Here is a 13,009-nt window from a genome sequence, read left to right on the forward strand (position 1 = left end):
GCCGTTTCACTTACCTAGAAAAACATGACTCTCGCAGCAAAGACACTCGGCGCGGTGAAAAGTAACTACGCAGGCACGCTGATTCGCGTGTTAGCTCAATTCGGCGCACAAGTCGTCATCATGCGCGAACTGGGGCCGGAGCTGGTGGGAACATTCGGCTATGCGCTACTGGTGTTCGGCGCTCTGGCGCTGGTGATCGACCAAGGTTTTGGCTGGGCGCTAATACAGGGCGATTTTTCGGAAGAGGAACTGCGCGTGGTGTTATCCCGGCTAATGCTGGGGTCGGTATTGGGCATGCTGTTCGTCTTCGGCATGTCCTATCCGCTTGCCATATGGCTGGACAATCCGCTGGTGGGCACCTTGTTCCGCTATTCGGCGCCCTCGTATCTGGTCATTGCCGTGTATGGCATTTCCCAGGCTCGGCTGCGCGCTGAATTGCGTTTTCGTGAAATCCAGTATGCCACCACTGGCGCTTACCTGTTCGCCTACCCCGTCGTTGGTGTGGGTCTGGCCCTGGCCGGCACAGGTGTCTGGGCGCTACTGGCGGCCTGGTATGTGCAGGCGATATTGCAGTTTGCCCTCAGTTATTATTTTAGTCCTCATCCCTTGGCTTTCGGTAATCCTTTCCGTTCCTGCAAGGCGGAAGCACTGGGCCGCCAGGTGGCAGGCATCAATGTATTGAATTGGGCGGTGGATAATGCCAGCGGCGTCTTTGCCGGTGCGCTGGGACCGCAGGCACTGGGCAATTTCAATGCCGCCTCGATGCTCTCGCGTACGCCGGCCATGCAATTGGCGCAGACCATGCAGACCATTCTGTTTTCCACCGCATCTGCGCTGGCGGGCGACGTGGCACGCATACGCCAGCTTTATCTGAGCGCGCTGGCATCGATTGCCATCCTCGTGCTGCCATCGTATGCGTATGCGCTGACGCATACCGATTTTCTCGTGCATCTAGTGTTTGGCGAGAAATGGCTGCAAGCCGCACCGTTGTTTGCTGCCATGACGGTCGGCATGGTGTCGCTGGCCATGAGCACTCTGTCCGGTGCGGTACTGACGGCGACGGGCGGGCAAGGCACGGTGCTGCGCTCGCAGGCTTATTGCCTCGCCTTAATGCTGGTTGGGCTGTACTTCGCCGTCCATCTTGAGCTGGTCTATGTGGGCATCGTGATCAGCATCGCTTATACGGTGCGCCTGCTGCTGCAGATGCGAACCATCGCCGTCAGTGCCGGGCTTACCGTGGCGGACTTTGGCAATGTACTGCGCGGCCCGCTTGTGCTGGGTCTACTCTGGTCCTTGCCCCTGGTGTCGTGGCTGGCGTCGGGGCATCCGGGACTGCTTGCCGAGTTGCTGGAACTGGGCGGCAAGCTGGTCTTGAGTGTGTGCGTGTGCAAGCTGTTCCCGAGCTTCTTCTTCTGCTCAGAGCTGATATATATATTGAAACGTTTTAGCCCCGGCCGCCATCTGGCGAGTGCCTTGGGCCTGTGAGAAATTGATGAAAAAAAATAGTATGAAAGCGAGCTAAGGGCTATCCATGGAAGAGTTAATCATCTATTTTCTGCTACCTGTGGGCGCCTTGCTCTTTGCTTTGCTGGCAATTGGCGGCGCCGTTTTCGTCGCTGGCATTGCCGCACGTTGGCGCGGCTGGGCATTTGCGACGATCTTGTTGCTGACGGTGTCTGCCAGCATCAGCAGCATCGTCCTGTCGTTCCGCAAGCTGACCTTGAGCGAGCAGGGGTTGGTGAACCTGAGCGATGGCGATGGTGCCTCAGGCTTGGTGTCGAAGCTGATCCTGATCGCCGTGATCGGCAGTTCCTTCGCCCTGTGCCTGGCATGGTTGTTCGATTTCAACAAGAAGCTGCGTCAGCACTCGCGCTTCACGCGCCGTGATATACGCGCACCCAACGATATCGTGACCGCCTTTATGGTGTTTTATGTGGCGTTTAGTATCGTGCCCATCTTTATGGGACAGCGCTATTACTTCCACGTGTCGCTGATCTACCCATTCTTTGTTTACCTCGCCATGTTCCTGTATCTGCAGGTATCGGACATCGATCCTGTGCGGGTTGCAAAGTATTGCTTGGGAGCTCTAGTGTTCGGCAGCTTAGCCGCGGCGGTCGTCACGCCCAGCGCCGCTTTCCAGCCTGGTTATAACGGCTTGATCCCTGGTTTCAATCTGCGTTTATGGGGCGTGACGGCACATGCCAATGCGCTCGGCGCTGTCGCCTGCGCATTTTTCCTGATGGAGATGGCCGAGCCAGAAAAAAAACGCTGGCTACATTTCGGTATTCTTTTTGCGGCAGGGCTGACGATGATCATGTCCCAGTCCAAGACCTCGATCCTTACCGCCTTCATGGGTGGCGTGATGATCACTGGCATGCAGATATGGAACTATCTTGGGACGCAAACCCGCGGCTATAACCGTAACAGTTCGACCTTCCTGGCTGTGCTGCTAATGGGTATTTGCTTCGTGATCGTCATGTTGGGTATCTGGATCATGTTTTCGGATGTGAATTTATTAACGGTGATCGAGAGCAAGCTTGACTCACGCGCAGTGGGCGACCTCAGTACGGGCACCGGCCGGCTGTGGATCTGGTCCGCAGCCATCAAGGGCGGGATGGAAAACCCCCTGTTTGGCCAGGGTGCATCTTTCTGGAACCTGGAAAACCGCCTGCGCTTGGGACTGAGTGGCGCAGTCTCCGCCCATAATCTGTACCTTCAGGTGTTCAGCCGCTCGGGTTTGATCGGACTCGCATCGTTGCTGGTATTCTTGTTTTTCCTGATCCGCTATGCGATGCGCGCCTCGAAGACGACCAATGGCGCCAGCCTGGTAATGCTTGCCGTGTTACTGGTGCGTTCGATGACGGAGGTGCCGATCGCACCGAACGGTATTTTGGGCGCCGAGTTTTTCGGCACCATGGCGTATATTTTTTATATCATTGACCGCGGGGCGCGGCCGTTGAGCAAGCGCAGTATCATCGAAAAAAAACAGCAGGCATACTTTGCCAACGGCCGATTCAGGGTGCAGGCATGAGTTGCCCAGCTATTGCTCTCTATCAACGGCCGGCGCCTGGGTGTGCCAGGGAGACGCGATGCTGACCATTTACCGGATTGCGCACTTTCTCGCACGGATTCGGATTCCCCTGTTGCCGCGCCTTCTCTACATGTTTAACCGTATCGTATTTTCGATCGTGCTGCCGCCTACCAGTATTGTTGGCCGTGATGTGCTGTTTGGTTATAGCGGACTGGGTATCGTAGTGCATGCGCGCTGCAAGATCGGCGACCGCGTCAATATCGGCCCGCATGTGACACTCGGTGGAAGGGCAGGATTGAACGGGGTGCCGGAAATCGGCGACGATGTGCTCATCGGCAGCGGCGCAAGGATTCTTGGGCCCGTGCATATCGGCAATGGCGCGCGCATAGGCGCAAACGCCGTCGTGCTGCACGACGTGCCTGCTGGCGCCACAGCCGTTGGCATTCCCGCACGTATACGCGGTGGACAGGCCGGCGGGCCGCTACCGACAGATGGACTGGACAGCTCTACACAGGTGGATAATGAAGTTAGCGATCTTAATTAAGACATACAACGAAGCGCATAATATTGAACGCTGCCTCAATGCCGTGTTTGATGCCATTGCCGGGATTGCCGGGGGCGCGGAGGTGATTGTTGCCGATTCCTTGTCGACCGATGCCACTGTCGCCCTTGCACGGGCCTATCCGGTTAAGATCGTTCAGTTGACGCAGCCCGCCGATCGCGGTTGCGGCACCGGGGTGCAGCTTGGTTATCAGCATACGCGGGCACAATTTGTGTATCTGCTCGACGGTGACATGGAACTGCAGAGTGATTTTTTGAAGCAGGCCCTGGAACTCATCGAAAACGACGCGACGCTGGGCGGCATTTCCGGCGTGCTCCGCGATCGGCAGATTAACAATCGGTTTGACCGTCACCGACTGAAAAACAAGCCTGCCGCGCGCGCCGGCAACGTCGAGTGGCTGGCCGGTGGCGGACTTTATCGCCGCGCCGCGCTGGATAAGGCAGGAGGGTACGCGGGGAACCGCAACCTGAAGGCTTATGAGGAGGCGGAACTTGGCTTGCGCCTGGGAAGTTACGGATGGCGAATGCTTCGTCTCGACACGGTGGCGGTGTATCATACGGGGCATGCTGAATCGACGGGCGCACTGATCTGGCGCCAATGGCGTAGCGGTCGCATGGATGCCGGTGGTGTTTTGCTCAAGTCTGCCGTGGGAATGCCTTGGTTCAGGCGCGTGCTGCGTATGTGCTTGCATCCGCTGGGCGTGATTGGTTTCTGGACGCTGGTGATCGGCGCCGCGCTGTTAATCCCCGACTGGTGTTGGCTGGCTGCATGTCTCGGAATGGGAGTGCTGGCGGCATTGGCTTTGTGTATCAAGAAGCGCAGCGTCAAAGATGCCATTTTTTCCATTTCGCTATGGCATCTTTCTGCTGCGGGTCTGATACGCGGTTTCGTCACGGCTAGGTTACGGTCGCCGTGTGAGGCTATTCCCAGCCAGGTTCTGTCCGAGAATGCCACGGCGCAGGCCGGTGCAATTTGACACATTGATAAATGTCGTACACGTAGTAAAGATATCGGATGAAGAAGAATATAAAAAAAGAGCTGTTTTATGGCCTTCGTTCGTTGCTGCGCGATAATTTTCTGAGCCGGCACCTACTGGTGTGCCTGCGTCGAAATGCGCAACTGGACCAAGCTGGCATGGACCGTTTGCAGTTGAAGTTGTTGCACGCGACCTTACAATGCGCGATCGACAAGCTGCCGTATTACGCCCATATCGATAAGAATTTTCCCGTAGGCGACGCACTGCAAGTGTTGCGCCGGGACTTTCCCATCATCGACAAGAGTACCTTGCTCGCCAACCGGTCACGCTTGTATCCGAACGGCGGCAAGGCTAGGCCCTGGTGCAGCGTTGGCAAGACTAGCGGTACCACGGGTACTCCGCTGACGATCTTCCGCAGCCCGCTGTCTGTGCTATATGAGATGGCGTTTGTGTGGCGTCACTGGGAGTGGAACGGTTTTCACCGTGGAGCGCGCAGCGCCGTGCTGCGCGGCGATGTCGTTGTGCCGCAGTCGCGCGAGGCGGTGCCATTCTGGTTTTATAATCGATATGACAAGCAGTTGCTGATTTCCTCGCGCCACCTGAAGGAAAACTATATGGCTGCAATCTGCGACCAGCTCGAAGCCTATGCCCCGGCCATGCTGCAGGCCTACCCATCAACGGCCTTCACCCTGGCCAGCTACCTGCAGCGCCAGCAGCGCTATCTATCCATTCCACTGGTCTTTACCAGTTCCGAGCCTTTGTATTCGCATCAGCGTGCGCTGATCGAAGAACGTTTCCGCGCGCGAGTCAGCGATATGTATGGCATGGCTGAACGGGTGGCGTTTGCGAGCGCCTGTGAATTTGGCGCCATGCATGTAAATTCCGACTATGCATATGTGGAAGTTGTCGATGGCGATGGTCAGCCGACGACGGATTTTGGTTTTGTCGTCGGTACGACGCTGCATAACCATGTCATGCCGCTGGTGCGCTACCGTTTATCGGACCGCGCGTGCTGGAAGGCGGGAGCTTGTGACTGCGGCCGGCCGTTTCCGGTGCTTGAAGAAATCAGCGGCAAGTACGAGGATGCGATCTTTGGCGGGGATGGCCAGCCCGTGAGTCCATCCGTGCTGACCTTCGCTTTTAAGGGGGTTGAACATATCCTCAAGTCACAGGTGGCGCAGGTGGCTCAGGACCGCTGGCAAATCCGCGTCGTGCCCACACCCGAATTTTCCAAAGTGCAGGAACAGGCGCTCATCAATAATATTCGGCAGTTGGTAGATAAGGATATTATGGTCGAAATTGTATTAACGTCGGATATCCCCAACACATCGTCTGCCAAGTTCCGGTGGGTTGTTAATGAGCATGAGAAAAAAAAATGAAATGCGTATAATAAAAGTTAGGCGTCAACTTCAAATTGAGGCCTGTCCAGGTCTTTCAAATCTTGCGTTGCAACACAAATAATCTTGCGATGCAAGACACCGTTTTTTTGCCAGCCTTATTGCTCCTGTCTCTCAGAATCAGTTCCGATCTCATTGTCGTTGCCCCGGAGGCTAAGTTATGAAATTCTTTCCCGTGATGCTGCCGATATTGCTGGCATCTGGCGCGTTGTCCATCGCCATGCCTGCACGTGCTGATTGGGTGCAATCCGCCGATCCGGTGGCGGTTGCGCCTGCACCGACCAACTTACAGATTCAGGCGCAAAATCCGCCCACTTTTACCTGGTCACGCCATAGTTCGGGACCCGCGTCGTACACGGTGGAAGTAAAGTCCGCCAGTGGCGCAGTGAGTATCTATACGTCCACCCGTAACTGGTTGTTGCCTAGCCAGATATTGCCATTGGGTAGCTATTCCTGGCGCGTACGCCCGACGGCGACACAAGAATGGTCCGACTATCGCAACTTCAGCATCACGACCGCCTCCGTGCCGTTCGTCGTGCCGGAAAATGCGGAATTGCGCGCGCGCATCGCTAAAATGCCGAGGCCACGCAGTTTGCTGGGGCTGCCTTTGTATAGTGCCTGGAGTGCGCCACTGAAAGCCGAGCGCAATGCAGCCATGCTCAAGATGCGCTCCGAAGTCGATTGGGTGACTGTCAAGCCAGGTGCGGGAGTGCTGGATTCCAATTGGAAACTGGTGACGGGATCCGTGCTGACGGCGGCAAACGCTGCGCAAACTTCAAATATCCGTGCGCTGGTGTCGGCGAATGGACGGCAACTGGAAGCCGCCTCGTTGTTGTACCGACTGACGGGGGAGCAGAAGTACCTGACCGAGGCGTTCTACCGTGGCGATATGCTGGCAGCGCTCGATCCATATGGACCCACCAGCTATGTTAATCAGGATCAGGGTACGCGCGTTATCGCGCTGACGCTGATTAAAGCTATCGATACGCTGGGCAGTGCCATTGATGGTGCCCGCCGCGCTGCCTGGCTTAACGTTGTGCGCTTGCGCACGATCGATATCTACGCCGATCTGGCTGGTAGCAATGGCCGCATGGATCAGTATCCGTTCGACTCGCATGGCGGCACGAATTTAGGTTTCCTAGCCTTGATCGCTACATTGTCGCTCGGTGAAATCAAGGAAGCCGATACCTGGTTTGACTTTTCTTTCCGCGCTTACGCGGCCGCATTTAGCGCATGGAGCGGTCCGGAAGGCGGTTTTGCGAACGGTACTGCGTATGCGCAATACACGGCGGACCTGGCCCTGCAGGTATGGCAGCCTCTAGCTAGCGCTTCCGGCGTTAATATGTTCCGCAAGCCATGGTCGACGGGCTTCGTGCGCTATTTCATGCACTTTGTGCCGCCCGGTACTCCGCGGCACCTGTTTGGCGATGAAACGGAAGTCGTGCCTACCTTTGCGGTGCTTAAGGCTTTCGTATCGCATTATGCGAGTCCAGAGGCGGCCTGGTACTTTCGCGCGTTGCCGGTGGAAATAGATGCGCTGACTTTACTGCAGGCACCATATCCATTGCCAGTATCGTCGGTCAGCACGCCGCTGCCGCCAGAGAACGCCCGCCTGTACCCCAGCATAGGCTGGGCTGCCATGCACAGCAGTATGGCGGACATCGGGCGGACCTCGCTATATTTCAAATCCAGCCCGTATGGTTCGTATAACCATAGCCATGGTGAACAGAACAGTATCGTGCTGGTACGCAACGGCGTGGCGCTGTTGGGCCAGTCGGGCTATTCCGACTACTATGGTTCCCCGCTTGCCAGCACCTGGTATCGTCAGACGCGGGCGCACAATGCCGTTACTTTCGATGGTGGCCAGGGCCAGGCCATTGATGGCTATACGCCGCAGGGCTACACCAAGACCAAGGCCTATGGTGGCAAGATCACGACATTCTCGACCACGCCACAACTCGACTATGTGGAAGGCGATGCGACGCCGGCGTACGGCGGCGCCCTAACGCAGGCGGTACGCAAGGTATGGTATCTGCGCGGCGCTAACGCGGCGGTGGTGGTGGATTTGCTGGCGTCAGCCACGCCGCGCAAGTTTGAATGGAATTTTCATTCCTATGCGCCGATGCAGACAGGAGAGAATGGCAAGGTGATTGTCACTAATAAAGGTCAAACGGTGTGCTTAATTCCCGTGTCGACGGGAACGCCAATCGCCTTTGAGAAACGTTCCGGGCCTCCACCGAAAGCGGGTGTGGTGGAAGACCATGGCGCGTTTGTTAATACGGTGCTGCAACCAAGGGCCCAGTTCGTGGTGGTGCTCGATGTCGGTTGCAACAATCCGGCACCCGTGTTCGATCCTGTCGCGCGCACTTTGAAGGTTGGGGCGCAAACGGTCACCATACCGAAATGACTGCCTGCCCGGCAGCCGGATCAGTTCGCATCAGAAAGCTCGGTGTGGGACCGGTTTAGGCACTGTAGGCAATGGTTGGGTAAGTTATGGGCGCGTTTTTCTGCCGCTCCCCTGACGCACTCCTGATATGAACTAACCTCTCCTCGCATCACTGAAGGAGAGGTTTTTTTTATTCATCGGACTTTGCCGGGGAATGCATTGGTGATTTTGAGGAAGAAGTATGACGAGTCCCGGAGGCCGCGGGTAGCTCGTTAAGTTTGATAGCGTGTTCATCATCGCGGTTATCGTGATTTTGCAGCAGCAGCCAACGACTACGCTTGATGACTTGGCGCTCCTTAGAAGCGTCGCGCAGCGCGTCGGCTTGGTCAACGCGCACCGGACGACTACCTCACGGCCGAAGCGCGCAGCGACGTGAAAAAGGTCGTAGACGGCTTCAGCGTTGAGGCATTGTGCACGCACGTCGAGTTCCATCGCCGTGTTCATATCCATCGCCGCAGCCTCGATTTGGGCGCAGCCTTCTGCGCCTAATGCCTCGAAAAATGGACGGGTGGCCGCCTGGTTATTGCCTTCGCCAACACAGAGCACGCGCATGCGTTGAGCATCGAGAGCGACCGTGGCATAGAGATAGCCTTTGTGCAAAGCGAATTCATTCATGACGGCGCGCCGCACGTCGCTGGTCGCGAACTGGTCGTGCAGGTGTTCTAACCGCTGTTGATCAGTGGCCTTGGTCGTGTGTCAGTGCAGGCCTGTCAATTGGGAAATGTGCTTGATTGGCAGTAACCGTACCAGCGCCTCGCCCCAGGTGCGGACGCGGTGAGTCATGCGTGAGCGCCGCTCCAGCCAGGCGATATGCCCGGTGACGCGAGCATCGCAATAGTGGCAGTCCAGGCGTCGGATTGGCACCCTCAGCCAAACTCGCCGGTCCAAAAATCACGGTCCCGAATGCGTCGCCAGCGCCGGTCATGAACCAGCGCACAGGGCTGGCGAAAGCTACCGCAAAGTGCGTTGGCATTTGGGCAGGCATTGAGAACGATGAGCGGCGAATCATCGTCCTTTTCGATGACGGAATCGACAAGATACCCTTCCCAAAATGGAAGGGGCGACATAGTATTGAGCATGGCTGCGAGGGGGGCAGATAATTGTTTTGTTTAGCGACATCAATTTACCAATTCAAAACTCTCGCTGCCATTCCTTTCCAGCAAAAACGTCAAGCCCATCTTCCCCTACCAACCGCGAAGATTTTTTTGCCGCAGGCGGTCGATGCCTGTTGGTAAACCGATGTTGAGAGAAAAGAAAAAATTTCCACGCGTCATGATTTATGTTTGGCGCCTGGTTTTTCAGATGCGTGTAGAGCTGAAAAGTGCCGTGCTTCGGTTGACAATTATGGCAATGAATGCAATGATTGTGTTGTTTTTGCATTATTTTCTATCGATCATATTGCAGGTGTACAAAGTATTTTTTTGCAATCGCATGCATGCCTTGAATAAACTCAAATTGGGAGATGATGGATGGACGTGTTACTTGTCACGGTGGGCTGGCATGGGATGGCAGTGTGAGTTACAAAAGGCCGCAGGCATTGATGCTTGGCACCGCGCCGGAAGGCAAGGGTGGCGTGGCTGCCGTTGTTTGCGTTTTGCTGCGCGAGGGTTTTCTCGATGAGCATGGCGTGCGCTATATCGTGACGCATGCCGAAGTGCCGGCGATGCGCAAGCTTGCCCTTGCCTTTAACGCGTTGCGCCAATTGCTCGCGATTCGCGTGACCGGGGTGAAACCGCTCGTGCATGCGCATTGTTCGTCGCGCGCCAGTTTCTACCGCAAGTCCATCCTGCTGGCCCTGGCCCGCAGCATGGGATGCAAAACCATCTTTCACTTGCATGGCGGGGAGTTTCGCCAGTTCACCATGGATGAGGTGGGCACCGTGGGCCGATGGTGGATCCGTCACACCCTGGAAAAAAGTTCGGCCGTGATCGGCCTGTCGCCATCCTGGGCTGCGTTTCTGAAGGCTTTTGCACCGCGTGCGGACGTGCTGGTCGTTGCCAATTCGGTCAAGCTGGCCACCTTGCCTCCCGTGCTGGCGGAAGAGGAGGGGCGCTTATTGTTCCTTGGCCGTGTGGAAAAGAAAAAAGGAGTTTTTGAGCTGATCGAAGCCGTGGCTAGTCTGAGCGCACAATTTCCCCACCTGCGCCTGGTCATGGGCGGTGAGGGTTCACTGGCCGAGGCCCGTGCGCGTGCTGCTGAACTGGGTATTGCCGACCGGCTTGAATTGCTCGGATGGATAGATTCAGAGCAGAAAGTCGCGGAAATGGAGCGTGCGAGCATCTTTGTGTTGCCTTCTTATCATGAAGGGTTGCCTATGGCAATGCTCGAGGCCATGGCGGCCCAGAAGGCGGTGGTGGTAACGGCGGTCGGCGGCATCCCCGAAGCGGTGCAGGATGGTATAAATGGCTTGCTGGTCGAGCCTGAGAATGTCGCGAGCCTGACCGATGCATTGCAGTGTTTGCTAGCCGACAGGGCGCTGCGCGCACGCCTTGCGGCGTCGGGGCGGGCCACGATAGAGCAGCGTTTCGATACCCAGTTGATGCTGGATAAGCTGGCGACGCTTTACGCGCGCTTAAAGGGAACAGCACGATGAGTGTGGCGACGAGCGTAGTGCGCGTGCGGACTAGTCGTCTGGGCTGGCTATGGAACCGTCTGCGCTGCATGCCGCCAGGCGAACCTTTGTATCGCCTGCGCCAAGTGTTCCAGTCGCGGCTGTTGCGCCATGGCCTGCTCAGCACAGCCATCCCGGTACCGCTGGTGCAAACTTGTACCTCCTCGCCGTACGCGGCCCCACGGCTTGCGGACACGGCATTGTATCTGCGCGAAGCCGACGCGATCATGGCGGGCGAAGTGGTACTCTTTGCCACAGCGCATTTTCAGGTGGGCGCATCGCCGCGCTGGAATACCGACCCCCTGACGGGCGTGACGGGGCCTGCCAGTTTCAGCCTTGCGCTCGACATTACCGACCGTGCCACTGTGGGCGATATCAAGCATGTGTGGGAGTTGAACCGGCATTTGCATCTGGTGCGGCTGGCGCAGGCCTGGGCCCTGAGTGGCGACGCGCGCTACCGCGATGCGCTGGCCGAGCAGTTGGACTCCTGGCTGGAGCAGTGCCCGTCATTGACGGGGCCGAACTGGACCAGTTCCTTGGAGCTGGGCATCCGGCTGATTAACTGGAGCCTGATCTGGCACATCATGGGCGGTCATGGCGGCGCCTTGTTCGCGGGAGATGTCGGGGCACGGCGGCGATTGCGCTGGCTGGACAGCATTTTTTCCCATTGCCAGTTTATCCAGCGCCATCTGTCGCGCCACTCATCGGCAAACAACCATTTGATCGGTGAATTGGCCGGCCTGTATGTCGCGGCGCAGACGTGGCCGTACTGGCAGCACAGTGCGGTCTGGCGCGATCAGGCCGCACGCGAACTGGAACAGCAAGCGCAACTTCAGCATTCAGCTGACGGCGTCAACCGCGAGCAAGCATTTGCCTATCAGGTATTCGCCGCCGAATTCCTGCTGTTAGCGGGCTTGAGTGGTGCGCGCGCCAAAACGCCGTTCAGCGACGCTTACTGGCAGGTTCTGCAGCGGGCCACGCATTTCCTGCGCGCCGTGCGCGATGTCGGCGGCCATGTGCCAATGGTGGGTGACGCCGATGACGGCATCGTTTTTCGTTTGGAGCCCCTTACGATGGACGACCGGCCGGCAATGCTGCTGGCGTTGGCCGATGTATTGTGGGGGGGGCAGGCGCCATCGCAGTACAGCGCGACGGCGCAATGGTTGCTTGGTGGTACTGAGCTGCCAGCCGTGCCTGCCGTGGATGGACTGGCCAGCGACTGGAATTTTGCCGATGGCGGTTACCTGCTGTTCGGTACCGATTTTGACCAGCCCACAGAAATCAAGGGCATGGTCGATTGCGGTCCGCTCGGCTACCTAGGCATCGCTGCGCATGGACATGCAGATGCGCTGGCGCTGACCCTGTCAATTGCCGGCGAGGAGTGCCTGGTCGATCCCGGTACCTATTCGTATTGGCAGGATATGAAATGGCGCGATTATTTCCGTGGTACATCCGCGCATAACACCTTGCGGGTCGACGGCCTGGACCAGTCGGTTAGCGGCGGCCGCTTCATGTGGTTGCGCAAGGCGGCGAGCAGCGTGCTGCAGATGCCGCAGGATCCTGCTCAGTTCGTTTTTCGTGGGGCGCATGACGGCTATTTGCGCCTTGCCGATCCCGTGCGCCACGTGCGCAGCGTGCAATTCGATGCAGCAACTCGGCGCTTGAGTGTGCAGGACCGGGCCGAGGCACGCCAGGCGCATCGTCTGGAACAGTTCTGGCATTTTGCTCCTGGCCTGTCGGTGGCACTTGAAGACGAGGTGCTGATCGTACGAGGTGCGCGTTTCCGCCTGGAGGGGCGTTTTACCGGTAGCCAGCTGCGTCTACAGTTGTCCAGCGCTAGCGAACAGCCGCCGCTGGGGTGGTATTCGCGCCACTACGAAGTCAAAGATACCTGTACGACCTTGTGCGTGACTGCCGAGGGTAGCGATATCGCGGCAGCATTTACGATGGCATTATTTTAGACCTCATTAACGTTGAAAGAACATT

The 13,009-nt window shown here is 57.3% G+C and carries 10 protein-coding genes; 8 read left to right on the forward strand and 2 right to left on the reverse strand.

Annotated features, from left to right (window positions below; all coding sequences use genetic code 11):
- Positions 1-24: 24 nt before the first annotated feature.
- The 6 genes from H4V96_RS05090 to H4V96_RS05115 all read left to right on the forward strand — a co-directional run bounded on the left by H4V96_RS05090 (position 25) and on the right by H4V96_RS05115 (position 8,373).
- Complete coding sequence (locus H4V96_RS05090; RefSeq protein WP_196855250.1) at positions 25-1,485, forward strand: oligosaccharide flippase family protein; 1,461 nt, start codon at positions 25-27, stop codon at positions 1,483-1,485.
- 46 nt (positions 1,486-1,531) lie between these two features.
- On the forward strand, positions 1,532-3,031 hold the full coding sequence (locus H4V96_RS05095) for an O-antigen ligase family protein (protein WP_196855249.1): 1,500 nt from the start codon (positions 1,532-1,534) through the stop codon (positions 3,029-3,031).
- A gap of 58 nt (positions 3,032-3,089) precedes the next feature.
- Complete coding sequence (locus H4V96_RS05100) at positions 3,090-3,575, forward strand: DapH/DapD/GlmU-related protein (protein ID WP_196855248.1); 486 nt, start codon at positions 3,090-3,092, stop codon at positions 3,573-3,575.
- Complete coding sequence (locus tag H4V96_RS05105) at positions 3,553-4,569, forward strand: glycosyltransferase family 2 protein (RefSeq protein WP_196855247.1); 1,017 nt, start codon at positions 3,553-3,555, stop codon at positions 4,567-4,569. The genes H4V96_RS05100 and H4V96_RS05105 overlap by 23 nt, the downstream gene beginning before the upstream one ends.
- Positions 4,570-4,607: 38 nt before the next feature.
- Positions 4,608-5,948 carry a phenylacetate--CoA ligase family protein gene (locus H4V96_RS05110; protein WP_196855246.1) on the forward strand — a complete coding sequence of 447 codons (1,341 nt, stop codon included), beginning with the start codon at positions 4,608-4,610 and terminating at the stop codon, positions 5,946-5,948.
- A gap of 178 nt (positions 5,949-6,126) precedes the next feature.
- The gene (locus H4V96_RS05115; protein WP_196855245.1) at positions 6,127-8,373 is read left to right on the forward strand and encodes a heparinase II/III family protein; all 2,247 of its coding nucleotides are present in this window, start codon (positions 6,127-6,129) and stop codon (positions 8,371-8,373) included.
- 132 nt (positions 8,374-8,505) lie between these two features.
- On the opposite strand, the gene H4V96_RS05120 is transcribed toward H4V96_RS05115, so the two are convergent.
- Together H4V96_RS05120 and H4V96_RS05125 are read right to left on the reverse strand one after the other, a co-directional pair.
- A complete protein-coding gene (locus H4V96_RS05120) occupies positions 8,506-9,027 on the reverse strand; it encodes a transposase (protein ID WP_196855244.1) in 522 nt (173 codons plus the stop codon).
- A 251-nt stretch (positions 9,028-9,278) separates the two neighbouring features.
- Positions 9,279-9,491: a hypothetical protein gene (locus tag H4V96_RS05125; protein ID WP_280720738.1), complete on the reverse strand. Its 213-nt coding sequence runs from the start codon at positions 9,489-9,491 to the stop codon at positions 9,279-9,281.
- A 461-nt stretch (positions 9,492-9,952) separates the two neighbouring features.
- Here H4V96_RS05125 and H4V96_RS05130 point away from each other — a divergent pair, with 461 nt between their 5' ends.
- Together H4V96_RS05130 and H4V96_RS05135 are read left to right on the forward strand one after the other, a co-directional pair.
- Entirely contained in the window at positions 9,953-11,005 is a 1,053-nt protein-coding gene (locus tag H4V96_RS05130; protein ID WP_196855243.1) for a glycosyltransferase family 4 protein, read from the forward strand.
- Positions 11,002-12,984, forward strand: a complete 1,983-nt coding sequence (locus tag H4V96_RS05135; RefSeq protein WP_280720739.1) for an alginate lyase family protein — start codon at positions 11,002-11,004, stop codon at positions 12,982-12,984. Before H4V96_RS05130 ends, H4V96_RS05135 begins: the two co-directional genes overlap by 4 nt.
- Positions 12,985-13,009: the final 25 nt, after the last annotated feature.

The sequence above is a fragment of the Janthinobacterium sp. CG_23.4 genome (assembly GCF_029892305.1).
Classification (GTDB): domain Bacteria; phylum Pseudomonadota; class Gammaproteobacteria; order Burkholderiales; family Burkholderiaceae_D; genus Janthinobacterium; species Janthinobacterium lividum_D.